We start from the raw sequence: 21743 nt of genomic DNA, 5'->3' as shown, positions 1-21743 counted from the left end.
TCTTCGGCTTATCTGGCGCGCTGGGCCATGGTCCAGCGCAGCAGCGTGCCGAACAGCAGCGCCGCCAATGCCAGCGCGCCGGCACTCATGATCCAGAACGCCAGCGGCGACTGCATCGCGGGCCATGGCCCCAGGCCTCGGTAGGCCAGCAGGTAGCTGCCGCCCAGGCCGATACCCCAGAGCATCGTGCAGTAGATGACCAGCGGCGCCAGCGTGACGCGGTAGCAGCGCAGCACGAACACGCACAGCGTCTGCAGCGCGTCGGCGAGGTGGTAGGCCGCCACCACCAGCAGCAGCGTGGCGGCCAGCGCGATCACCGCCGGGTTGTCGGAATACACGTTGGCCAGCTGGAAGCGCAGCGTGAGCATGGCCGCCGCGAAGAGCAGGGCGCACAGCACCGTCAGCTCGAAGCCGAGCCTGCAGGCGTGGCGCGCCTTGGCGGCGTCGCGCGCCCCGAGCCAGAAGCTCACGCGGGCGCTGGTCGCAATGGCCAGTGACAGCGGCACCATATAGGCCACGGCCAGCAGGTTGGCGGCGATCTGGTGCGCCGCGGCGGCCACCGTGCCCAGGCGCGCGATGAACAGCGCCATCAGCGTGAACGAGGTCACCTCGACCAGCACGGCAAGGCCGCCGGGCACGCCCATGCGCGCGAACTGGCGGATGGTGTGCCAGTCGGGCGGCTCGATGCGTTGCCACAGCCGGTAGCCGCGGTAAAACGGGCTGCTGCGCAGCAGCCAGACGGCGCAACCCAGCATGGCCCAGTTGACGCACAGCGTGGCCCAGCCGCAGCCCACGAGGCCCATCGCCGGAAGGCCCGCGCCGCCGAAGGTGAACCAGATCGACAGCGGCAGCTTCACGAACAGCGAACCCAGCTGCAGCCAGGTGACGAGCTGCGGCTTCCCCAGGCTCTGGTTGAGCGTGCTGAACAGGCGGAACAGCAGCGCGGGCGCGAGGCCGAAGGCCAGCACGACCAGGTAGGCCTCGACCTCGCCGCGCATCTCGGGCGGCACCTGCGTGAACCGCAGCACGGCGCCCGGCGACAGCAGCACCGCCATGCCGGCCACCACGGCGATGCCCGCCAGGTACAGGGACTGCCGCACCGAGCGGCCCACCTCGGCGCCGCGGCCGCCGCCGTGCAGCTCGGCCCAGACCGGCAGCAGCGCCTGCAGCACGCCCATGAGCGAAACATACACGCTCACGAAGACGGCGGCACCGACCGAAAGGGCGGCGAGCGCGTGCTCGGAATAGCGGCCCGCGATGATGGTGTCGGTGACGCCGAACGCCATCACGGCCAGCTGGCCGACCAGCACCGTGCCTGCGTGCCGCGCGATCAGGCTGCGTTCGCCGGCCACGTGCTAGGGCGCGATCTTCTGGTAGAGCAGCAGGTCGTCCGCGGGGCTGCTGGGACGGCGCAGCGTGCCGGCAAAGCGCCACTGGTCGAACGGGATGATGGTGTGCAGCCGCTCGATGGTCTCGGGGCTGGCCAGCAGCCAGGTGCAGCTGTTGTCGAGCAGCAGCGGCTTCATGTCGAGCTGGCCGTGGTGGCGCAGTGCCGCGATGTGCGCGCGGCTCAGAGCCAGCTCGGCGATGCAGCCCGGCTGCTTGCCCACGCGCTCGACCACCGCGTTGACCTGCGGCACGTAGCTGCGCGCGTAGTCGATGGGCGGCAGCCACAGCGTCATGAGCAGCATCCAGCACAGGGCCGTGCCGCCCGCGGGCAGCACCAGCGTCTTCCAGAGCGCGGCGCGGTGGCGCCCGGTGCGCCAACGCACCAGCCAGCACCACGCGAGGGTCGCGGCGGCGGCCAGCACCACGGCGATGGGCGAGAACTCGGGCACGAAGCCGGGCACCAGGCGGGCCACGCTGGCCGCGGGCTTGGGCGGTGCGCCGGTCTGCATGGCGATCCAGTAGACCCAGCCCAGCACGGCCAGGCCGCTGAAGAACAGCACGTTGAACCAGTCGATCAGCGCCGAGGCACTGCGCCGGAAGGTGGGCAGCGCGAAGGCGGCCAGCGTGGCGAAGGCGGGCAGGGCCAGCAGCAGAGAGCGGTCGGAGAAGTCGGTGCTCCAGGTGGCGGCCAGCGGCACCAGCGCGAACCAGAAAGGCAGCGCGACATGGCGCGCGGTGAGCTGCCGCCGCCAGCGCCAGAGCGTCCAGAGGGCGAGCGGCCAGACCGGCCAGGTGAACCACAGCAGCAGCTTGGCCTGGCTGCGCACGTCGACGAGCAGCGAGCCGCCGGTCATCGTGATCTTCCATTGCGGCAGCTTCAGGCCGAACACCAGCACGGCGGCGAGCACGGTGACGCCGACCGTCGTGAGCAGGGCGCCGCGCGTGTAGCCGGGGCCGCTGTCTTCGTCGTAGAGGGCGTCGGCCTGGGCGCGCGCGGCGAGCCGGCGTTCGTAGGCGATGTACAGCGCGCTGCCGATGGCCAGCGCCAGACCCACGGTGGGCGCGCCGCTCAGCGTGATGCCGAGGGTGCCCACCACCAGCGCCGTGACCGGCCCGGCGCGGCGGTAGGGCAAGGCGGCGACGCCGTAGAACAGGTGCGAGGCGAAGAACAGCTGCGCCAGCGCGGGCGTGGTTTCATGGCCGAGCTGGGCCAGGCCCAGGCAGGCGATCAGCGCGAGCAGGCCGCCGTCGGCAATGGCGCGCGCGTAGTCGGTCGGGCGGGCCTCGCCGCCGAAGGCGAACGCCACGGGCTGGGCGCGCGCGGTGCGGGCCAGGTAGTACACGGCGTACCAGGTGGCGGTGAACGTACCCCACAGCAGGAACGCGAACACGATGCGCACGGCCAGGTCGGGGTTCAGCCACGACGGGGCGATCTTGATGGCCAGCGCACCGATCCAGTAGGGAATGAGCGCAGGCGTTTCGGGGCGCAGGCCCAGCAGCATCGGGTCGAACCAGCGTGCGATGCCTTCGGTGCTGCGGGCCAGTTCGGCCATGTAGCCGAAGGCGGTGATGTCCGCGCTCTTCCAGGGACCCCGGCCGACCAGGCCCGGCAGCAGGTAGGCCGCGCACAACAGCAGCAACGCGATGCGCGGCAAGCGGCGCACGGCATTCTGGGCAACGATCGCGGGGGTGGGCTGGTTCAAGTGGCGAAGAGCTGGATTCGGAAACAAAAAGGGCAGCGCGGTAAACCGGGCTGCCCTCGACGCAAAAGCGCGTGCCTTACTTCGAAGCAGCGCCGGTGGTCTTGCCGAAGCGGTTGCGGAACTTCTCGACGCGGCCGCCCATGTTGTCGACCGACTTCTGCGTGCCGGTGTAGAACGGGTGCGATTCGCTCGTGGTGTCGAGCTTGAACAGCGGCAGTTCACGGCCGTCTTCGGTCTTGCCCATTTCCTTGGTGTTCGCGCACGAACGGGTCACGAACTTGAAGCCGTTCGACATGTCGACGAACAGAACGTCGCGGTAATTCGGGTGGATGCCTTCTTTTGCCATGGTGTTTCCTTTTGCGCTGTTGGAATCAATGCGCGGTCGATGCGAGAGCCACCAGCGGCCAGTGGTCTGGCGCGCTGCCTTCTAGGGAAGCCGGACGACGTGCCCAGCCGCACTTTTCGCGGAGCCCATGATTATCGCATACTGCCGCTTTTCCCAGCAAACCAGCCCATCCCATGACCGCTACACCCCTTCGCGCCGGCCTTGTCGGCTATGGTTTTGCCGGCCAGACCTTCCATGCGCCGGTGCTGTCCGCCGTGCCCGGTCTCGAACTGGCGGCCGTGGCCAGCTCGCAGCCGCACAAGGTCCACGCGGACTGGCCCGGCGTGGCCGTGGTGCCCGATGTGGCCGCGCTGGTCGCCCGGCCGGACATCGACCTGGTCGTGGTCGCCACGCCCAACGCCCAGCACCACCCGGTTGCCAAGGCGGCGCTGGAGGCCGGCAAGCACGTGGTGGTGGACAAGCCTTTCACGCTCGACGTCTCGGAGGCGAGGGAGCTCGAATTGTTGTCGAAGCGCAACAATCGTGTCTTGGCTGTCTACCAGAACCGGCGTTTCGACGCCGATTTTTTGACGCTGAAAGACCTGCTGGCCAGTGGCGAACTGGGCCGCCCGGTGTACGTGGAGTCGCATTTCGACCGTTTCCGGCCTGAAGTGAAGGTGCGCTGGCGCGAGCAGGCCGTGCCGGGTTCGGGCCTCTGGGTCGACCTGGGCGCCCACCTGGTCGACCAGGCGGTGCAGCTTTTCGGCCGGCCCGACATGCTGCAACTCGACACCGCCGTGCTGCGCGACGGCGCGCTGGTCGAGGACTACTTTCATGCCGTGCTGCGCTACGAGCAAGGCCCGCACGCACCGCTGCGCGTGGTGCTGCACTCGACGACGCTGGCGGCCCATGCCGCGCCGCGCTACATCGTGCACGGCACGCGCGGCAGCTACGTCAAGCACGGCGTGGACACGCAGGAAGACGCGTTGCGCGCCGGCCAGCGGCCGCCGGCTGAAGGGTGGGGCGCCGATCCGCTGGACGGCGAGCTCACGCTGGTCGACGGCAAGGGGGTGTCCATTTGTCGCAGCGTGCCCACGCGCCCCGGCAACTACGTCGACTACTACGCTGCGGTGCGCGATGCGATCCTGGGGGGCGGCCCGAATCCCGTGCCGCCCGATCAGGCTGTCGCGCTGATGGAGTTGCTCGACATCGGCCGCCAGAGCGCCCTCGAGGGCCGCGCCATCAAGACCTGAGGCCCATGAAAAAAGCGCGTCGACCCGTGAGGGCCGACGCGCTTTTGCGGAAGAGCGTGGTGCTCAGCCGCCGCGACGCATCATGTCGAAGAACTCGACATTGGTCTTGGTCGCCTTCATGTTCTTGAGCATCAGCTCCATCGACTCGATCTCGTCCATGTTGTACATGAGCTGGCGCAGGATGCGGGTCTTCTGCAGGATCTCGGGAGCCAGCAGCAACTCTTCGCGGCGCGTGCCGCTGCGGTTGAGCTGGATCGACGGGAACACGCGCTTTTCGTACAGGCGGCGGTCGAGGTGGATTTCGGAGTTGCCGGTGCCCTTGAACTCTTCGAAGATCACTTCGTCCATGCGGCTGCCGGTGTCGATCAGCGCGGTGCCGATGATGGTCAGCGAGCCGCCTTCTTCCACGTTGCGCGCGGCGCCCAGGAAGCGCTTGGGACGCTGCAGCGCGTTGGAATCGACACCGCCGGTCAGCACCTTGCCCGACGAGGGCACGACGTTGTTGTAGGCGCGGGCGAGGCGGGTGATCGAGTCGAGCAGGATCACGACGTCCTTCTTGAGCTCGACCAGGCGCTTGGCGCGTTCGATCACCATTTCGGCCACGTGCACGTGGCGTGCAGCGGGCTCGTCGAAGGTCGAAGCAATGACTTCGCCCTTCACGGTGCGCTGCATTTCGGTCACTTCTTCAGGGCGCTCGTCCACCAGCAGCACCATCATGTGCACGTCGGGGTAGTTGGCGCTGATCGCGTGGGCGATGTGCTGCATCATCACCGTCTTGCCGCTCTTGGGCGGCGCCACGAGCAGGGCGCGCTGGCCCTTGCCGATGGGGGCGATGATGTCGATGATGCGGCCCGTGATGTTCTCTTCGCCCTTGATGCCGTCGCGCTCGAGCTTCATCTGCTCCTTGGGGAACAGCGGCGTCAGGTTTTCGAACATCACCTTGTGCTTGTTCTGCTCGGGCGGACCGTCGTTGACCTTGTCGAGCTTGGTCAGCGCGAAGTAGCGCTCGCCGTCCTTGGGCGTGCGCACTTCACCTTCGATCATGTCGCCGGTGTGCAGGTTGAAGCGGCGCACCTGGCTGGGCGAGATGTAGATGTCGTCCGTGCTGGCCGTGAAGCTGGTGTCGGGGCTGCGCAGGAAGCCGAAGCCGTCCGGCAGGATTTCGAGCACGCCGTCGGCGAAGACCTGCTCGCCGGCCTTGGCGCGCTTCTTGATGATCGCGAACATCAGCTCCTGCTTGCGCATGCGGCCGACGTTTTCGATCTCAAGCGCTTCAGCTTGCTTGAGGACTTCAGACACGTGGAGTGCCTTGAGTTCGTTTAAGTGCATGGAATGACCCCTCGCGGGGTAATCGAACGGAAAACGGGGGGAGGTTGAATGTGAAGCGAGAAGTGCTTCACTAACCGGGGAACTCGAACCGGTTGCCTGAAAGGGCCGGTGATCTGTGGGAGATTATGACAGGAAAAACGCGCCGGCCAACGCATTGCGCGCTGGCCGGCTGAAATCGCTCAGGCGAGTTGCTGGTCGATGAAGGCCGTGAGTTGCGCCTTGCTCATGGCGCCGACCTTGGTGGCGGCCAGCTGGCCGTCCTTGAACAGCATCAGGGTGGGGATGCCGCGAATGCCGAACTTGGCGGGGATGTCGCGGTTCTCGTCCACGTTCAGCTTGGCGATCTGCAGCTTGCCTTCGTAGGTGGCCGACACTTCGTCGAGGATCGGGGCGATCATCTTGCAGGGGCCGCACCATTCGGCCCAGTAGTCGACCAGAACGGGCTGGCTGGACTTGAGCACGTCGGCCTCGAAAGAGGAATCGGAGATGTGTTTGATGAGTTCGCTGGCCATGTGATGGGTCCTTGTGCGCAGAGAGTTTCGGTGCAGCTAAAGTGCTGGTCATTGTGACAGAAACCAAGGGGTGGCGTGCCATGCGGGGACGCTATGGCGACGATAGCCAAAGCCCTTGCGCACAACGCTCCGACGCTCGCACCCACGCTCTCAAACCCCTCGATAGAACATGAACGAAGGCCACCCCGTCCAGGCCCTGTGGTGCGATCCCGCCGACGGCGTCGTCGCGCGGATCGTCCGCGCGCTGGCCGAACGCGAGCTGCATGCCGCCCGCACCGTGGTGCTGGTGCCCTACGCGCAACTCATGGGCGTGGCGCGTGCCATGTGGACCCGCTGCGGCAGCGCGGGCTTCGTGCCGCGCTTCGAAACCACCCACAACTGGGCCCGCAGCGCGGGCGGTTTCGTGCCCACCGGCTACGACATCGCGCACGACATGGCCCGCGATCTCGTGACCGCGCAGGCGCTGCTGTCGCAGGCCGGCTTCCATGCCGAGCGCTTCGCCATGGCCGGGCGCGTGGTCGAGCTGGCCTATCAGCTGGCACCGCTCGCTGCGGCAGTGACACCTGAAGAGCGCGTCGGCGACTGGGCCCTGCGCGCCGCGGGCGTGGCGGAGGCGGGCAGCGAATCGGAGTGGTTTCGCATGGAAAGCGCGCTGATCCGCATTGCCGTCGCGTGGGTGTCGACCTCGGGCTATGCGACCGACGTGCTGATGCGCGCGTCCACGCGCGCGCAGGTTGATGCGCTGATCGTGCTCGAGGGCTTCCAGACCGACCCGTTGACGCAGTCCCTGTGCGGCATCTGGGGCGGCGATGCGTTGCGTTTCTCGCTCGTGCCCGCTGGCGCCGCACCGGCACCCGCGGCCTCCCATGTCGCGCTCGACCCCGAGGACGAAGCCCAGCTCGCCGCCGCCTGCGTGCTGCGCCACCTGGCCGAAGAGCGTGCCCCGGTCGCGCTGATTGCCACCGACCGCGCACTGACCCGCCGCATCAGCGCCCAGCTTGCGGCGCAAGGCATCGTCACGCACGACGAGACCGGCTGGAAGCTGTCGACCACGCGCGCCGCCGCCACGCTGATGACCGCGTTGCGCGCCTGCGCGCACGACGCCAGCAGCGACCAGGTGCTCGAATGGCTCAAGGGCGGCGCCGACGGCGACGCGCCCACCGTACAGTCGCTCGAGGCGCGCCTGCGCCGCGAAGGCCTGCGCGACTGGTCCGTGTGGTGCGCGCTGGTGGCGCGCAGCGAGAAGCCGCAAGACGTCGCGCTGCTGCCTTTCACCGAAGCCATCGAGGCCCGCCGCATGCCGATGGCCCGCTCGCGCCCGCTGGCCGAATGGCTCGGCGCACTGCGTGAATTGCTCGAAGCCGGTGGGCAATGGCAACTGCTGGTCGACGACTTCGCTGGCGGCAAGGTCATCGGTGCACTGTGGCTCGATGCCGGCGCGCACGGCGATGACGACGAATTCCCCGGCGGGCGCCACACGCTGGCCGAGTTCACCGCCTGGGCGCGCGACGTGCTCGAGGACGCGAGCTTCGTGCCGCCCGCGGGCGACCAGGCCCCGCGCGTCGTCGTGCTTCCGCTGTATCAATTGCTCGGCCGTGCCTTCGGCGCCGTGGTCATCCCGGGTTGCGACGACCGGCGCCTGCCTGCATCGCCCGAGCCGCCGGGCAACTGGAGCGCAGCCCAGCGCCAAGAGCTCGGGCTGCCGCTGCGCGAAACGCTCGAGGCCGCGCAACGCGCCGCATGGGCCGCGGCCTTGCGCAACCCGTGTTGCGAGCTGCTCTGGCGCCAGTCCGACGTCACTGGCGAACCCGTGAGCCCGAGCCCGCTGGTGCAGGCGCTGCGGCTCGACCACCTCTTGCAGCCGTCCGCCGATCCGCGCCTGCCGCGCGAGGTGGCCGTGCAGCCGACCGCGTACCCGCAGCCCTGCGGTGCGCTGCTGCCGCTGGAGAACATCTCGACCAGCGTCTACGAGGACCTGCGCCGCTGCCCCTACCGCTTCTTCGCGCTGCGCCAGTTGGGTCTGCGCAGCGCCGACGAGCTCGACGCCGAAGTCGACAAGCGCGACTTCGGCAACTGGCTGCACGCCGTGCTGGGTCACTTCCACGAAGCGCTGGTCGAAACCCCGACGCAGGACGCGCAGCAACGCCTGGCATTCATCGAAGATGCGGCCCGACGCACCACGCGCGAAATGGCGTTGTCCGACGCCGAGTTCCTGCCGTTCGCCGCGGCATGGCCGGCGGTGCGCGACGGCTACCTGCTCTGGCTCGCGGGCCACGAGGCCAATGGCGCCGTCTTCGTCGAGGCCGAGCCCTGGAAGGAGCAGGCGCTGGGCAACCTGCGGCTCGTCGGCCGGCTCGACCGCATCGACCGCATGCCCGACGGCCAGGCCTTCGTGATCGACTACAAGACCGAGTCGTCGTCGGTGACCAAGGAACGCGTGAAGGACCCGACCGAAGACACGCAGCTTGCCTTTTACGCGGCGCTGGTGGCCGACGACACCTTGCGCGCGGCCTACGTGAACGTCGGCGAGAAGTCGTCGGGCACGCAGACCGTCGAGCAGCCAGCCGTGGTCGAGGCGCGCGACGCCCTGGTGGCCGGCATCATCGAAGACTTCACGCGCATCGCGAAGGGCGCGGCGCTGCCGCCGCTGGGCGAGGGCGCCGTGTGCGACTACTGCGCGGCCCGCGGCCTGTGCCGCAAGGATTTCTGGGAACTGTCGAAATGAGCGGCGCCGCCTACGAACACAACGGCCGCCACGTCGAGCGCGAGGCCTTCTATACCGTCGCCTGCGACCCGCGCCGTTCGGTCGCCGTGGAGGCTTGCGCCGGCGCGGGCAAGACCTGGATGCTGGTCTCTCGCATTCTTCGCGCGCTGCTGGAAGAGGGCGAATCGGCCTGCGAGCCGCACGAGATCCTGGCCATCACCTTCACCAAGAAGGCCGCCGGCGAGATGCGCGAGCGCCTCGACATGTGGCTCGAAGACTTCGCCGAGCGCCCGCCCGAAGAACTGGTCCACGAACTCGTGGTCCGTGGTGTCGAGCCCGCCGCAGCGCAGGCCGCCGTGCCGCGCCTGAAGGGCCTGTACCGGCGCCTGCTCGAAGGCGGCCGGCCGGTGCAGTTCCGCACCTTCCACGCGTGGTTTGCCGGCCTGCTGCGCAATGCGCCGCTGGCGGTGCTGCGCGAACTGGGCCTGCCGTCGAACTACGAACTGCTCGAGGACGATGCCGAGGCGCGCGGCCACACGTGGCGCCCGTTCTTCGAGGCCGTCACGGCCGACAAGGGCGCGCTGGCCGACTACTACGCGGTGGTTGCCACGCACGGCCGCTCGCAGACCGCCAAGGCGCTGGGCGAGGCACTGTCCAAGCGGGTCGAGTTCTCGTTGGCCGATGCGGAAAACGCCGTGCAGCACTTCAGCGCGTTCTATCCCTCGCTCGACGGGCTGGAAGAGCCGACCGACGCGCTGCGCGGCGAGCACGTGCGCCGCCGCTGGCTCGACCGCGCGGCCGCGCTGGGCCGCGAGACCAACAAGACGCCGCAGAAGGCGGCCGAAGCCATCATCGACATCTTCGGCACCGGCGAGCCCGATGCCGCTTCGCTGCCGGCCGCGCTCGCGCACCTGCGCAAGAACTTCTTCGTTGCCACCGAAGACCGGCTCAACAAGAACCTGCTGAAGTTCGCCGCGGCCGTGGAGGCCGAGACCGAGCTGCAGGTGCTGTGCGGCGCGCAGGCGCAGCACGCGGCGTGGCTCTACCAGCAGCGCATGACGCGCCTCACTCGCTTGCTGATCGCCGCCTTCGCCGAGGTCAAGCGCGCGCACGGCTGGGTCGACATGAACGACGTGGAGCAGGCCGCGCAGCTGCTGCTCGGCCAGTCGGCGCTGTCGGGCTGGGTGCAGGAGCGGCTCGACGCGCGCATCGCGCACCTGCTGATCGACGAGTTCCAGGACACCAACCCGCTGCAGTGGCAGGCGCTGTACGGCTGGCTCAGCGCCTACGTCGGCGCGGGCAGCAGCGCGCCGCGCGTGTTCATCGTGGGCGACCCCAAGCAGAGCATCTACCGCTTCCGCCGCGCCGAGCCGCAGGTGTTCATCGCGGCCAAGAAGTTCGTGCGCGAAGGGCTGGGCGGCGAGCTGCTCAACTGCGACCACACGCACCGCAACGCACGCAACGTGGTCGGGCTGGTCAATGCGGCCATGCTGGCCGCGCAGGACGCTGGCGAGTTCGACGGTTACCGCGCCCACACCACCGAGCGCGCCGACGAAGGCGAACTGCTGAAGCTGCCGGCCATCGACCGCGATGCGCTCGGCGACGCCACCGAGGCGGCGCCTGCGGACGACGGCATGCTGCACTGGCGCGACAGCCTCGTCACGCCGCGCGTGCTGCCCGAGGAGCAGCTGCTGCAGAAGGAATGCGAGCAGGCCGCGCAATGGGTGGCGCAGCGCATCGCCGACGGCACGCCGCCGCGGCAGATCATGGTGCTGGCGCGCCGCCGCAGCCGCCTGTCGGCCATGCAGGACGCGCTGCGCCAGCGCCACATTCCCGTGCAGCAGCCCGAGAAGAACGAGCTGTACGACGCGCCCGAGGTGCAGGACGTGGTCGCGCTGATCGACGTGCTGGTGTCGCCCGCGCACGACCTGTCGCTGGCGCGCGCGCTCAAGTCGCCGGTGTTCGGCGTCGACGACGAGGCCCTGGTGCAGCTCGCGCTGCGCCAGCGCGAGCGCGGCATGGTCAGCTGGTTCGCGCTGGTGCAGAAGGACGAGACCCTGCCGCCGGTGCTGATCGAGGCGGGTGTGAAGCTCAAGAAGTGGCAGCGCTGGCTGATGACGCTGCCGCCGCACGACGCGCTCGACGCGATCTTTCACGACGGCGACCTGCTCGCCAAATTCGGCGCCGCCGTGCCGGCCACCATGCGCGCCAGCGCGCTGGCCAACCTGCGCGGCGTGCTGACCGCGTCGCTGGAGATCGACGGTGCGCGCTTCGTCACACCTTACGCGCTGGTGCGTGCATTGCGCGCAGGCGGCGTGCGTGCGCCGACCGTGGCCGCGCCCGACGCGGTGCAACTGCTGACCGTGCACGGCGCGAAGGGCCTCGAGGCCAACACCGTCCTGATGCTGGACTGCGACGCCGCACCGCCGCGCGCGCAGACCATGGGCGTGCTGGTCGAATGGAAGGGCAGCGACAGCGCGCCCACGCGCTTCGTGTTCCTCGCGAGCGAGAAGACGCCGCCTGCCTGCGCGGCCTCGCTGCTGGAGGAAGAACAGCGCGCGCGGCATCGCGAGGAACTCAACGGGCTCTACGTCGCGACCACGCGGGCGCGCGAGCGGCTGGTGCTGTCGTCGGTGCGTCCGGCGCGCGCCAATGAAAGCAGCTGGTGGAGCCGGCTGGAGCCGCTGTGCGAGCCCACGGAGGCGGGCGAGCCGCTCGTCGAGCTGGCTGTTGCGGGCGGTGCAGCGAGCTTCTCGATGAAGCGGATGCCCGAGGTGCCGCCGTCGGCCGAGGCGCCCATCGCCAAGGATGCAAAGGACGCGCAGGGCGCGCAGGGCGCGAAGGACGCCAAGAAGAAGGCCGCGGACACCACCGTCGACGCGCGGGCCGCCGCGTTCGGTCAGGCGATGCACCGGCTGCTCGAATGGGCCGTGCCGGGCGAGGCGCTGCCGGCGGCGCATGTGCGTGCCGCGGCCCGCGAATTCATGCTCGATGCCCAGCAGGCGCGCGGCGCCGCGGCGCTGGCCCAGCGCATCCGCGCGGGCGAGGGTGCCTGGGTGTGGGACGATCGCAGGGTCGACTGGCATGGCAATGAAGTCACGCTGGTGCATGAAGGCGAGACCTTGCGCATCGACCGTCTGGTGCGCGAGCGCGACGGCGGCGCCTGGTGGATCCTCGACTACAAATCCGCGGCGCGCCCCGAACGGGACGCCGCGCTGATCGCACAGATGCAGCGCTACCGCGCCGCAGTGCAACATGCCTACCCCGGTGCCACGGTGCGCGTCGCGTTCCTCACCGGGCAGGGCGAACTGGTAAATCTCGAATGACTGTTTCTCCTACCGTTGCCGTGATCGGCGGCGGACCCGCCGGGCTGATGGCGGCCGAAGTACTGAGCGCGTCCGGCGCGCAGGTGCACGTGTATGACGCCATGCCCTCGGTGGGCCGCAAGTTCCTGCTGGCCGGTCGCGGGGGGCTCAACCTCACGCATTCCGAGCCTTTCGACGTGTTCATGGGGCGCTTCGGCGAACGGCGCGCCGAGCTCGAGCCGATGCTCGCGCAGTTCGGCCCGCAGCAGGTGCGCGACTGGGCGACGGGCCTGGGCGTCGAGACTTTCGTCGGCACCTCGGGACGCGTGTTTCCGAAGGACATGAAGGCCGCGCCGCTGCTGCGTGCATGGCTGCAGCGGCTGCGTGCGGCGGGCGTGCAATTTCACATGCGGCATCGCTGGCTCGGCGAAGGCGCGGTGGATCTGGCGGCCCTGCGATTTGCAACGTCCGCAGGCGAGGCCACGGCGAAGGCCGATGCGGTGGTGCTGGCGCTGGGCGGTGCGAGCTGGGCGCGGCTGGGGTCGGACGGCGCCTGGGCCCCGTGGCTGCAGGCGTGCGGTGTGGACATCGCGCCGCTGCTGCCCGCCAATTGCGGCTTCGACGGCAGCGGCTGGACCGAGCATTTCTCCAGCCGCTTTGCGGGGCAGCCCTTCAAGTCGGTGGCAATCTCGTTCACCGAAAGCCAGGGGCGGCACTTTGCGCGCAAGGGCGAGTTCGTGGCGACGGCGACGGGCATCGAGGGCAGCCTGGTCTATGCGGCCTCGGCCTTGCTGCGCGACGAGATCGCCGCGAACGGCAGCGCCACGTTGTTGCTCGACCTGCTGCCCGACCGCAGCGCCGAACAGGTGCTGGCGGCCGTCAAGCATCCGCGCGGCGCGCGTTCGCTGAGCAGCCATTTGAAGAGCCGGCTCGGGCTGGAAGGCATCAAGACCGGCGTGCTGCACGAGGTGCTGAGCCGCGAGGCGATGGCGGATGCGGCCCAATTGGCCGCCACGATCAAGGCCGTGCCGTTGAAGCTGGTCGCGACGCGGCCCGTGGACGAGGCGATCAGCACGGCCGGCGGCGTGCGCTTCGATGCGCTCGATGCGCAACTCATGGCCAAGGCGCTGCCCGGCGTGTTCGCGGCAGGGGAGATGCTCGACTGGGAGGCGCCGACTGGCGGCTATCTGCTGACGGCGTCGATGGCCAGCGGTGCTGCGGCGGCGCGCGGCGCCATCCAGCGGCTGGGCCTGTGAAGGCCTCTTGCCGTTGGAGTTTCGTTTTTCGCTGAGAGTTTTTGCAAGCCCCGTTTCATTTCGCATGGAATGAAACGAAGCTTTGAAGAGGTTGACGAGCCTTACCCCTGGCACTGACTACGCAGTTAGGGCTGCTTGGTTCCCCACCTGACCCGGTTGGCCACTTCACCATGCAGGGAGGCCCGTCAACCTGCATTCTAACCCCGAGTTTTCGGGCACTTCGTGCCGCTTCACTAACCCCCTTCAGGGGGCGGGGCGGTTGCCGCGGACGGCCGTGCGCGGCGGCCCTGTGGAAAGAGAACAGAAGCACCGCGTTTCTTGCGGACCCGGCCGGATCGGCGCCTTGTGCCTTTTAGAATGCCCGCAATGTCTTATCTCGTGCTCGCTCGCAAGTTCCGCCCGAAAACCTTCGCTGAGATGGTCGGCCAGGGGCATGTGGTGCAGGCGCTCGAGAACGCGCTGACCACGCAACGCCTGCATCACGCCTACCTTTTCACCGGTACGCGGGGCGTGGGCAAGACCACGGTGTCGCGCATCCTGGCGAAGTCGCTGAACTGCCAGGGCCCGGACGGGCAGGGCGGCATCACGGCCACGCCGTGCGGCGTGTGCCAGGCCTGCCGCGACATCGACTCCGGCCGCTTCGTGGACTACACCGAACTCGACGCGGCCTCCAACCGCGGCGTGGACGAGGTCCAGTCGCTGCTCGAGCAAGCCGTCTACAAGCCAGTGCAGGGGCGCTTCAAGGTCTTCATGATCGACGAAGTGCACATGCTCACCAACACCGCGTTCAACGCGATGCTGAAGACGCTCGAGGAGCCGCCCGAATACCTCAAGTTCGTGCTGGCCACCACCGATCCGCAGAAGGTGCCGGTGACGGTGCTGTCGCGCTGCCTGCAGTTCAACCTGCGGCCGATGGCGCCTGAGACGGTGCTCGAACACCTCACGAGCGTGTTGCAGACCGAGCAGGTGCCGGCCGAGCAGCAGGCGCTGCGCCTGCTGGCGCGTGCCGCGCGCGGTTCGATGCGCGATGCGCTGTCGCTGACCGACCAGGCCATTGCCTTCGGCAACGGCGAACTGCTCGAAGCCGGTGTGCGCCAGATGCTGGGCAGCGTGGACCGCGGCCATGTCTTCAAGCTGATCGAGGCGCTGGCGCAAGGCGACGGCAAGACAGTGGTCGAGACCTCGGAGGCGCTGCGCGTCGACGGCATGTCCGCTGCCTCCACGCTCGAGGAAATGACGGCGGTGCTGCAGGCCATGGCCGTGCTGCAGGCCGTGCCCTCGCGCGCCGAGTCGGCCGATGCGGCCACCGATCCCGATGCTGCCGACACCGCGCGCCTGGCCGCGCTGATGCCCGCCGACGAAACGCAACTGCTCTACAGCCTGTGCCTGCACGGCCGCGGCGAGCTGGGCCTGGCGCCCGACGAGTACGCCGCACTGACCATGGTGCTGTTGCGGCTATTGGCCTTCAAGCCCTCCAACGCGGCTGCTTCGACGGCCTCCACGGAAAAAAAAACTCTGAATGAAGCCGCGGCGGCCCCGCCGCAGGCGCCTGTGCGTGCCGCGCCACCCGCGCCGACGCCCCAGCCACCAGCACCCACGCCAGCGCCAGCGCCAGCGCCTCAGGCGCAGCCGTTACCGGTGCCACCACCGGCAATGGCGCGGCCGCCCGTCGAAGCACCACCGGCCCCCGCGCCCGTTCATGCCGCTTCGCCGGTTCCGGCAGGCCACCGCCTTGCCGTGGTCGACGAACCCCGCCACGCCGATCCCCGCCAGGCACCTGCCTCGCAGGACGCTCCCGCCAAGGTGGTCGGCATGCCCATCCGCGTGCAGCCCCCGCCCGGTGCGCGCGACGAGCCCAACGCCGACCGGCCGCGCGCCTTCGTCCCCATTCCGACCAGCGAAGACGGCGATTTCTGGTACGCCACCGTCACCCAACTGGTCGCGGCCGAGGCCATCACGGCGCTGGCACGCGAGCTGGCGCTGCAGTCGCAACTGGTTGGGCGCGACACCGACCAGTGGATGCTGCGCATCGAGCGCGAGACACTCAACCAGCCGTCGAGCCGCGAAAAGCTGACGGTCGCGATCAATTCGATGGGCCACGACGTCAAGCTGGCCATCGAGATCGGCGGCGTGGTCGACAGCCCCGCGCGCCGCAACAAGCAGGCAGCCGAAGAGCGCCAGCGCGTGGCCGAAGACGCCATCCTGAGCGACCCCGAGGTACAGGCGCTGATGCGCGACTTCGACGCGAAGATCGTTCCCGGCACGCTGAAGCCGGTCTGATCGCGCCACTGGCTGGCCCGACTCTCTTATCCTTCCCCTTTTTCAACCCATCTCAACCGATCAGGACCACACGATGTTCAACAAAGGACAACTCGCCGGCCTCATGAAGCAGGCGCAGGCAATGCAGGACAACCTCAAGAAGGCCCAGGAAGAACTGGCGCACATCGAGGTCGAAGGCGAGTCCGGCGCCGGCCTCGTCAAGGTCGTCATGACCTGCAAGCACGACGTGAAGCGCATCACCATCGATCCCAGCCTGCTGGCGGACGACAAGGACATGCTCGAAGACCTGGTGGCCGCAGCCTTCAACGCCGCCGTGCGCAAGGCCGAGGAAACCAGCGAGCAGAAGATGGGCAAGCTCACGGCCGGCATGCCCGGCCTGCCGCCCGGCATGAAGCTGCCGTTTTAAGCGGCACATGGCCGACGCCAGTTCGCTCGACGCCTTGGTCGATGCGCTGCGCCGCCTGCCCGGTGTCGGCGTCAAGTCGGCCTCGCGCATGGCGTTCCACCTGCTGCAGCACGACCGCGACGGCGCACAGCTGCTCGCGCGCGCGCTGCAACAGGCCGCGGGCAATGTGCGCCATTGCGAACTCTGCAACACCTTCACCGAAGCGCCGATCTGCAGTGTCTGCATGGACTCGCGGCGCGACGTGACCAAGCTCTGCGTGGTCGAGACGCCGGCCGACCAGGCCGCGCTCGAGCGCACCGGTGCGTTCCGCGGCTACTACTTCGTGCTGATGGGCAAGCTCAGTCCGCTCGACGGCATCGGGCCCAACGACATCGGCCTGCAGAAGCTCTTCAACCGCGCGCTCGACGGCACGGTGAGCGAGGTGATCCTTGCCACCAACTTCACGGCCGAAGGCGAAGCCACCGCGCACGTGATCGGCGAAGGGCTCAAGCAGCGCGGCCTCAATGTGACGCGGCTCGCGCGCGGCGTGCCCGCCGGCAGCGAACTCGAATACGTCGACCTCGGCACCATCGCGCACGCGCTGGTCGATCGCCGCTGACACCTCATCACCCATGACCTTCTCGTTGCTCACCATCGCCTACTGGTGCGTGTTCATTGCCTGCGGCCTGCCGTACCTTGCGGCATGGGTCGCCAAGGCCGGCAGCTTCGGCCCGCGCGACAACCAGCATCCGCGCGACTGGGCCGCCAAGCAGAGCGGCTGGCGCGCGCGTGCCAACAGTGCGCAGGCGAACAGCTTCGAAGGCCTGCCGTTCTTCATCGGCGCGGTGGTCATCGCCCACCAGCTCGGCGCATCGCAGCCGCACCTGGACATGCTCGCCGCGGCCTACGTGGTGCTGCGCATGGTCTACATCGCGCTCTACATCAAGGGCATCGGCAGCGCGCGCAGTGCCGTGTGGGCTCTCGCTTTTCTGGTCAACATCGCGATACTTTTTCTGGCGCGATGAGCCTTCGGCGAAGGCTTCTCGGCGAGGCCTTCGTGTTTACGTAAAAACCCGCACGGGATGACCCCGATGCAGCGGCGTGGTGCGGCCCCTAAGCTCGATTCAGTCCACAAGAATCACAGAGCCCACAGGCACAGCTTCAGGCACCGTTTCATGCTCCATCGCCGCACCCTCATTTCCGCTTCCGCCGTCGCTGCCGCAACCATCGCGCTGCCGCGTGTCTTTGCGCAACAGGCAAAGCTGGAGAAGACGAAGATCTCCATCGCGGTCGGCGGCAAGGCGGCGTTCTACTACCTGCCGCTCACCATCTCCGAACAGCTCGGCTACTTCAAGGCCGAAGGGCTCGACGTGGAGATCTCCGACTTCGCGGGCGGCGCGCGTGCGCTGCAGGCGGTGGTCGGCGGCTCGGCCGACGTGTGCTCGGGCGCCTACGAACACACCATCAACCTGCAGGCCAAGAACCAGTTCTTCCAGGCCTTCGTGCTGCAAGGCCGCGCGCCGCAGATCGCGGTGGGCGTGTCGACCAAGAACATGGCCGGCTACACCGGCATCGCCGACCTCAAGGGCAAGAAGATCGGCGTCTCGGCGCCGGGCTCGTCGACCAACATGGTCGCCAACCTCGTGCTGTCGCGCGGCGGCCTGAAGGCCAGCGACGTGAGCTTCATCGGCGTGGGTGTCGCGGCTGGCGCGCTCACCGCACTGCGCTCGGGCCAGATCGACGCCATCAGCAACACCGACCCGGTGATGACCATGCTCGAGCAGAAGGGCGACGTGAAGATCATCAGCGACACGCGCACGCTCAAGGGCACGCAGCAGGTGTTCGGCGGCACGATGCCGGCGGCCTGCCTGTACGCGTCGAGCGAGTTCATCCAGAAGAACCCCAACACCTGCCAGGCGCTGGCCAATGCCATCGTGCACGGGCTCAAGTGGCTGCAGACGGCGGGCCCCGGCGACATCATCAAGACGGTGCCCGAGACCTACCTGCTCGGCGACCGCGCGCTGTACCTCGCGTCTTTCGACAAGGTGCGCGAGTCGATCGCCACCGACGGCCTCGTGCCGACCGACGGCCCCAAGACCGCGCTCACCGCGATCGCGAGCTTCGACACCAGCGTGAAGGCCGAGAAGATCGACCTCGCGAAAACCTACACCAACGATTTTGCCCGGCGCGCGAAAGACAGGTTCAAAGCCTGATTCCGAACGTCCCCGCGACCCGGCCTCGGCCGGGTTTTTTCTGCCCCGTCCGACCCGGCGCGACCATGTCCGACCACGCACTCGAACTCCTCTCCATCAGCTGCACCTTCCATTCGAAGGACAACCCCGGCCAGCGCTACACGGCGGTGGCGGACACCACGCTGCGCATCAAGGCCGGTGAGTTCGTCTCGGTGGTCGGCCCCACGGGCTGCGGCAAGTCGACGCTGCTGAACGTGGGGGCAGGGCTGCTGGAGCCGTCGTCGGGCACCGTGAAGGTGTTCGGCCAGACGCTCGCGGGCATCAACACGCGCGCCGGCTACATGTTCCAGACCGAGGCGCTGATGCCCTGGCGCAGCGCCATCGACAACGTGATGGTGGGCCTGCAGTACCGCGGCGTGCCGGATGCGCGGGCGCGCGAGCAGGCCGAGGCCTGGTTGTCGCGCGTGGGCCTCTCGGGCTTCGGCGACCGTTATCCGCACCAGCTCTCCGGCGGCATGCGCAAGCGCGTGGCGCTGGCGCAGACCTTGGTGCTCGACCCCGACATCATCCTCATGGACGAGCCCTTCAGCGCGCTCGACATCCAGACGCGCCAGCTGATGGAAAACGAAGTGCTCGACCTCTGGAGCGCGAAGAAGAAGGCGGTGCTCTTCATCACGCACGACCTCGACGAGGCCATTGCCATGAGCGACCGCGTGGTGGTGCTGTCGGCCGGCCCGGCCACGCACCCGATCGGCGAATTCGCGATCGACCTGGCACGGCCGCGCGACGTGGCCGAGGTGCGCACGCAGCCGCGCTTCGTCGAGCTGCACACCCAGATCTGGGAGGTGCTGCGCGACGAGGTGCTCAAGGGCTACGCGCAGCAACTGAAGAAGGCCGCGTGATGGCCCGCCCCGGAAGCTTCGGCCTCAACGAGCGCAACGCGCGCTTCTGGCAGCTGGCGCTGCTGGCGGTCATCCTGGTGGCGTGGCACCTTGCCTCGCGCAACCAGCAGTTCGCCTTCTTCGTGGGCGAGCCGATCCAGGTGGCGGGGCGCATCTGGAGCTGGTTCCTGCCGTTCGAGGTGCCGCCCAACGCGCTCTTTCCCGACGGGCTCAAGGGGAACGCCGACATCTACCTGCACCTGGGCACCACGCTGCTGGAGACGGTGCTGGCCTTCGGCATCGGCACGGTGCTGGGGCTGGCCTGCGGGCTCTGGCTGGCGCTCGCGCCCACGGCCAGCCTGATCCTCGACCCCTACATCAAGGCCGCCAACTCGATGCCGCGCGTGATCCTCGCGCCCATCTTCGCGCTGTGGTTCGGCCTGGGCATCTGGAGCAAGGTGGCGCTGGCCGTGACGCTGGTGTTCTTCATCGTGTTCTTCAACGTCTACCAGGGCGTGCGCGAGGTGAGCCCGGTGGTGCTGGCCAACGCGAAGATGCTGGGCGCCAACCAGCGGCAGCTGCTGCGCACCGTGTACCTGCCGAGCGCGACGAGCTGGGTGTTCTCCAGCCTGCACACGTCGGTCGGGCTGGCCTTCGTGGGCGCGGTGGTGGGCGAGTACCTGGGGTCGGCGCGCGGCGTGGGCTACCTGATCCTGCAGGCCGAGGGCACCTTCGACGTCAACACCGTGTTCGCCGGCATCGTGGTGCTCACGGCCTTCGCGCTGGTGCTCGACGGCATCGTGGGGCTCATCGAGCGGCGCCTCATGAAGTGGCAGCCCAGGACCGGCGAAACCGAGAAGCTGTAGCAGGTGTGGCGCTTGCGGCACGTGCGGCACGTGCAGTGCATGCATCGCATGCAGCGCGTTCCTCCATGCGATGATCCCGCGCGGCGCCGAGGGCGCCGCAACGATTCATGGGGGTAACAATGAGCCACGACCACCGACGGGCCACGACCTTGCGCTCGCGCGACCAGGCGGCCAGAGTGTCGAACGAAGAACTGTTCTTCGACCTGGTCTACGCGTTTTCCGTCACGCAGCTGTCCCACTACCTGCTGGACCACCTCACGCTGATGGGGGCGCTGCAGACGCTGGTGATGTGGTTCGCGGTCTGGCTGGGCTGGCAGTACACGGCCTGGACCACCAACTGGTTCGACCCCGGCACGCTGCGCGTTCGCGGCGTGCTGTTCGGCATCATGCTGCTGGCCATGGTGATGGCCTCGGCGCTGCCGGGCGCGTTCGCCGAGCGCGGGCTGGTGTTCGCGCTGTGCTTCGTCGGCATCCAGGCGGGACGCACGCTGTGCATGCTGGTGGCCATCGGCCCGAACGACCCGCTCACGCCCAACTTCCGCCGGCTGCTGGCCTGGAACTGCCTGGCGGGGGCGTTCTGGATCGCGGGCGGCTTCGCCGAGGGGCCGGTGCGGCTGGGACTGTGGTTCGGCGGCGTGCTGTGCGAGTACATCGCGCCGATGATCGGCCTGCGCTTTCCGGGCCTGGGCCGCTCGCTCACCAGCGACTGGACCATCGACGGCGGCAACTTGGCAGAGCGTTGCCAGCTGTTCGTGATCGTCGCGCTGGGCGAGTCGGTGCTGGCCACGGGCATCGCCTTCGGGCACCACGCCGAATGGCATGCCGTCGACCTGTTCGCGCTGCTGGTGGGCTTCGCGGGCAGCCTGGCGATGTGGTGGATGTACTTCGACACCAGCGCCAAGGAGGCGACCCACGTCATCGAGCATGCGGCGGACCCGGGCGGCATCGGCGCCAAGTTCCACTACACGCACGTGATTTTGGTGGCCGGCATCATCGTTTGCGCGGTGGCGGACGAGCTCACCATCGGCGAAGGCTCGCATCACGCCGAGCTCAAGTACCTCGGCGCGCTGATCGGCGGGCCCGCCATCTACCTGTTCGGCAATGCGCTGTTCAAGCGCGTGGTGCGCGGCTTCCTGCCGCAGTCGCACCTCTATGGGCTGGGCCTGCTGGCGGTGCTCGCGGTCTTCGCGTCGCACATGACGGTGATGGCGGTGGGCGCGGTGACCACGGTCATCATGATTGGCGTGGCCGCGCTGGAAGCGGTGGTGCGCCGCAGGGCACTGGCCGCAAAGACCCACTGAAAAAGCCGGAAGCATCCGGGAGGGCCGGCGAGAGCCAAGAGCCGCCCCGGCTGCTGCTTCCC

17 protein-coding genes and 1 other RNA gene are annotated in these 21743 nt (G+C 68.6%); 12 read left to right on the top strand and 6 right to left on the bottom strand.

The features are described 5' to 3' along the window. Positions 1-8: 8 nt before the first annotated feature. The 3 genes from BM013_RS03515 to BM013_RS03505 form a co-directional block, all read right to left on the bottom strand. The gene (locus BM013_RS03515; protein ID WP_093122812.1) at positions 9-1352 is read right to left on the bottom strand and encodes an MATE family efflux transporter; all 1344 of its coding nucleotides are present in this window, start codon (positions 1350-1352) and stop codon (positions 9-11) included. 3 nt (positions 1353-1355) lie between these two features. After that, the gene (locus tag BM013_RS03510) at positions 1356-3092 is read right to left on the bottom strand and encodes a hypothetical protein (RefSeq protein ID WP_093122809.1); all 1737 of its coding nucleotides are present in this window, start codon (positions 3090-3092) and stop codon (positions 1356-1358) included. A gap of 76 nt (positions 3093-3168) precedes the next feature. Further along, a complete protein-coding gene (locus BM013_RS03505) occupies positions 3169-3438 on the bottom strand; it encodes a type B 50S ribosomal protein L31 (protein ID WP_093122806.1) in 270 nt (89 codons plus the stop codon). 173 nt (positions 3439-3611) lie between these two features. Between BM013_RS03505 and BM013_RS03500 the strand changes: the two genes are divergently transcribed. Continuing rightward, entirely contained in the window at positions 3612-4670 is a 1059-nt protein-coding gene (locus BM013_RS03500) for an oxidoreductase (RefSeq protein WP_093122804.1), read from the top strand. A 63-nt stretch (positions 4671-4733) separates the two neighbouring features. Here BM013_RS03500 and rho read toward each other — a convergent pair whose 3' ends face one another. Together rho and trxA are read right to left on the bottom strand one after the other, a co-directional pair. Next, on the bottom strand, positions 4734-5999 hold the full coding sequence (gene rho, locus BM013_RS03495) for a transcription termination factor Rho (protein ID WP_081266259.1): 1266 nt from the start codon (positions 5997-5999) through the stop codon (positions 4734-4736). A 179-nt stretch (positions 6000-6178) separates the two neighbouring features. After that, complete coding sequence (trxA, locus tag BM013_RS03490) at positions 6179-6511, bottom strand: thioredoxin TrxA (RefSeq protein WP_042578306.1); 333 nt, start codon at positions 6509-6511, stop codon at positions 6179-6181. A gap of 169 nt (positions 6512-6680) precedes the next feature. On the opposite strand from trxA, the gene BM013_RS03485 reads away from it, so the two are divergent. From BM013_RS03485 to BM013_RS03475, 3 genes are read left to right on the top strand one after another with little or no spacing between them, the layout of a single operon-like run. After that, positions 6681-9236 carry a PD-(D/E)XK nuclease family protein gene (locus BM013_RS03485; protein ID WP_093122801.1) on the top strand — a complete coding sequence of 852 codons (2556 nt, stop codon included), beginning with the start codon at positions 6681-6683 and terminating at the stop codon, positions 9234-9236. After that, positions 9233-12541 (top strand): UvrD-helicase domain-containing protein, encoded by a 3309-nt coding sequence (locus BM013_RS03480; RefSeq protein ID WP_093122799.1) that lies wholly within the window; start codon positions 9233-9235, stop codon positions 12539-12541. The genes BM013_RS03485 and BM013_RS03480 overlap by 4 nt, the downstream gene beginning before the upstream one ends. Then, positions 12538-13776, top strand: coding sequence for a TIGR03862 family flavoprotein (locus BM013_RS03475; RefSeq protein ID WP_093122796.1), 1239 nt, complete (start codon positions 12538-12540; stop codon positions 13774-13776). The genes BM013_RS03480 and BM013_RS03475 overlap by 4 nt, the downstream gene beginning before the upstream one ends. 90 nt (positions 13777-13866) lie before the next feature. On the opposite strand, the gene ffs is transcribed toward BM013_RS03475, so the two are convergent. Continuing rightward, an RNA gene (gene ffs / locus BM013_RS03470) (signal recognition particle sRNA small type) lies at positions 13867-13963 on the bottom strand. 179 nt (positions 13964-14142) lie between these two features. Between ffs and dnaX the strand changes: the two genes are divergently transcribed. The 8 genes from dnaX (at position 14143) to BM013_RS03430 (ending at position 21681) form a co-directional block, all read left to right on the top strand. After that, positions 14143-16056 (top strand): DNA polymerase III subunit gamma/tau, encoded by a 1914-nt coding sequence (dnaX, locus tag BM013_RS03465; RefSeq protein WP_093122793.1) that lies wholly within the window; start codon positions 14143-14145, stop codon positions 16054-16056. A 73-nt stretch (positions 16057-16129) separates the two neighbouring features. Then, positions 16130-16462 carry a YbaB/EbfC family nucleoid-associated protein gene (locus BM013_RS03460; RefSeq protein ID WP_007836669.1) on the top strand — a complete coding sequence of 111 codons (333 nt, stop codon included), beginning with the start codon at positions 16130-16132 and terminating at the stop codon, positions 16460-16462. Positions 16463-16469: 7 nt separating this feature from the next. Further along, positions 16470-17060 (top strand): recombination mediator RecR, encoded by a 591-nt coding sequence (recR, locus tag BM013_RS03455; protein ID WP_093122790.1) that lies wholly within the window; start codon positions 16470-16472, stop codon positions 17058-17060. Positions 17061-17073: 13 nt separating this feature from the next. Continuing rightward, positions 17074-17466 carry an MAPEG family protein gene (locus tag BM013_RS03450; RefSeq protein WP_093122788.1) on the top strand — a complete coding sequence of 131 codons (393 nt, stop codon included), beginning with the start codon at positions 17074-17076 and terminating at the stop codon, positions 17464-17466. A gap of 150 nt (positions 17467-17616) precedes the next feature. After that, positions 17617-18654 (top strand): ABC transporter substrate-binding protein, encoded by a 1038-nt coding sequence (locus tag BM013_RS03445; RefSeq protein WP_093122785.1) that lies wholly within the window; start codon positions 17617-17619, stop codon positions 18652-18654. Positions 18655-18719: 65 nt separating this feature from the next. Beyond that, positions 18720-19535, top strand: coding sequence for an ABC transporter ATP-binding protein (locus tag BM013_RS03440; protein WP_093122783.1), 816 nt, complete (start codon positions 18720-18722; stop codon positions 19533-19535). Further along, the gene (locus BM013_RS03435) at positions 19535-20380 is read left to right on the top strand and encodes an ABC transporter permease (RefSeq protein WP_093122780.1); all 846 of its coding nucleotides are present in this window, start codon (positions 19535-19537) and stop codon (positions 20378-20380) included. The genes BM013_RS03440 and BM013_RS03435 overlap by 1 nt, the downstream gene beginning before the upstream one ends. A 119-nt stretch (positions 20381-20499) precedes the next feature. Further along, complete coding sequence (locus BM013_RS03430; protein ID WP_093122778.1) at positions 20500-21681, top strand: low temperature requirement protein A; 1182 nt, start codon at positions 20500-20502, stop codon at positions 21679-21681. The last annotated feature ends 62 nt before the right edge of the window (positions 21682-21743 follow it).

This window comes from Variovorax sp. OK605, assembly GCF_900115445.1.
In the GTDB taxonomy this organism is placed as follows: Bacteria; Pseudomonadota; Gammaproteobacteria; order Burkholderiales; family Burkholderiaceae_C; genus Variovorax.
The sequence above is the reverse complement of the archived record's forward strand: the minus strand, read 5'-3'. Positions and strand labels throughout refer to the sequence as shown.

Excerpts from the sequence above, each read along its gene's own strand:
- BM013_RS03475 (WP_093122796.1), top strand. The coding sequence starts at position 12,538 with ATGACTGTTTCTCCTACCGTTGCCGTGATCGGCGGCGGACCCGCCGGG.
- recR (WP_093122790.1), top strand. The coding sequence starts at position 16,470 with ATGGCCGACGCCAGTTCGCTCGACGCCTTGGTCGATGCGCTGCGCCGC.
- rho (WP_081266259.1), bottom strand. The coding sequence starts at position 5,999 with ATGCACTTAAACGAACTCAAGGCACTCCACGTGTCTGAAGTCCTCAAG.
- BM013_RS03445 (WP_093122785.1), top strand. The coding sequence starts at position 17,617 with ATGCTCCATCGCCGCACCCTCATTTCCGCTTCCGCCGTCGCTGCCGCA.
- BM013_RS03505 (WP_093122806.1), bottom strand. The coding sequence starts at position 3,438 with ATGGCAAAAGAAGGCATCCACCCGAATTACCGCGACGTTCTGTTCGTC.
- BM013_RS03430 (WP_093122778.1), top strand. The coding sequence starts at position 20,500 with ATGAGCCACGACCACCGACGGGCCACGACCTTGCGCTCGCGCGACCAG.
- BM013_RS03500 (WP_093122804.1), top strand. The coding sequence starts at position 3,612 with ATGACCGCTACACCCCTTCGCGCCGGCCTTGTCGGCTATGGTTTTGCC.
- BM013_RS03480 (WP_093122799.1), top strand. The coding sequence starts at position 9,233 with ATGAGCGGCGCCGCCTACGAACACAACGGCCGCCACGTCGAGCGCGAG.
- dnaX (WP_093122793.1), top strand. The coding sequence starts at position 14,143 with ATGTCTTATCTCGTGCTCGCTCGCAAGTTCCGCCCGAAAACCTTCGCT.
- BM013_RS03435 (WP_093122780.1), top strand. The coding sequence starts at position 19,535 with ATGGCCCGCCCCGGAAGCTTCGGCCTCAACGAGCGCAACGCGCGCTTC.
- BM013_RS03450 (WP_093122788.1), top strand. The coding sequence starts at position 17,074 with ATGACCTTCTCGTTGCTCACCATCGCCTACTGGTGCGTGTTCATTGCC.
- BM013_RS03440 (WP_093122783.1), top strand. The coding sequence starts at position 18,720 with ATGTCCGACCACGCACTCGAACTCCTCTCCATCAGCTGCACCTTCCAT.
- BM013_RS03460 (WP_007836669.1), top strand. The coding sequence starts at position 16,130 with ATGTTCAACAAAGGACAACTCGCCGGCCTCATGAAGCAGGCGCAGGCA.
- BM013_RS03485 (WP_093122801.1), top strand. The coding sequence starts at position 6,681 with ATGAACGAAGGCCACCCCGTCCAGGCCCTGTGGTGCGATCCCGCCGAC.
- trxA (WP_042578306.1), bottom strand. The coding sequence starts at position 6,511 with ATGGCCAGCGAACTCATCAAACACATCTCCGATTCCTCTTTCGAGGCC.